The sequence below is a fragment of the Leisingera sp. F5 genome, from assembly GCF_001593695.1.
On record NZ_LUKH01001159.1, the window covers coordinates 1 to 1224 of the forward strand.

A 1224-nucleotide genomic window follows, 5' to 3' on the forward strand; every position below is an offset into this window, starting at 1 on the left:
TCGGCGCGCCGCCCTTGATCCGGTCAGCCAGATGACCGACACCGATCACATAGGCATCTGCGGTGTTGTAGCGTTCCAGGACGGCGAAATTCCCAAAAATCATAAAGGCCACTCCGGCACTGCCCGCGGGCAACAGGATTGAAGAAGGGCCGTGATCGGCAACCGGGCGCCCGTCCAGGCCCTTGATGCCTAGAGCAGCCCAGTCTGACGCCGGCTTTTCGATCTCCCGGTCTGCCAGAGTGTAGTCAAACCCTTCGGGCAGGGACACTTCCACGCCCCAAGGCTGCCCCTTCACCCAGCCGAATTTCTTGAGGTAAGCCGCGGTCGACGCCAGCGCATCAGCCGGATTGTCCGACCAGATATCGCGCTTGCCGTCGCCGGTGAAATCCACTGCATAATCCAGATAGGACGTCGGGATGAACTGGGTGTGTCCCATCGCACCAGCCCAGCTGCCGGTCATCTTGCGGGCGGCAACATCGCCGGCTTGAAGGATTTTCAGCGCGGCCACCAGCTGCCCCTCGAAAAACGCACCGCGGCGCCTGTCAAAGGCCAGTGTTGCCAAGGAGCGGATCACATCCATCTTGCCGCGGAAAGTGCCATAGCTGCTTTCCAGCCCCCAGACCGCCACCACGATCTCTTTCTCGACGCCAAAGGTTGCTTCGATTTGATCCAGCCGGGCGCGCTGTGCCTGCAGCGCCGCCTTGCCGTTCTTCACCCGCAGCTCAGAGGCGGCACTGTCCAGATAGTCCCAGATCGTCTTGGTGAATTCCGATTGGTTGCGGTCCCGGCGGATCACCTCAGAATCATAACTGACCCCGGCAAAGGCGCTGTCCAGCACCGGTGCGCTGACGCCCTGCGCTATGGCACGGTTGCGGAACGCTTTGATCCAGCCTTGGAAATTCAGGTCAGCAGCGGCAGGCCCAGGCTCTTGGACGGCGGCCGCAGGCCGAGCTGCGGGTCTCATGGCTGTGGCTGCGGCCAATTGAATAGCTTCACCCTGCACCTCTTGTTCAAGAAGCCCTGGCCGCTGGGCGGGCCTCAGGGAACTGTCCGGTGCGGCCTCTGCCGCCATGGCGCCGCCTGCTACCAGGGACGCTGCAACCCATTTGCGCATGTTGCACCTCATTATCACTGCTCCCCTCCAGTCTAGCGGCGGTGCCGTCCGGGTAAAGAGGTCAGTCATTGCATGTGCGGCGGGCCGCCTGCCGGTGCTCTTGGCGGAAC

1 protein-coding gene is annotated in these 1224 nt (G+C 62.6%); it reads right to left on the minus strand.

The genetic code is table 11. The annotated features are described in order from the left end of the window. Positions 1-1126 (minus strand): lytic transglycosylase domain-containing protein (locus A2I95_RS39735; RefSeq protein ID WP_291737849.1); only part of this gene is annotated, 1126 nt, incomplete at its 3' end. Positions 1127-1224 lie beyond the last annotated feature (98 nt).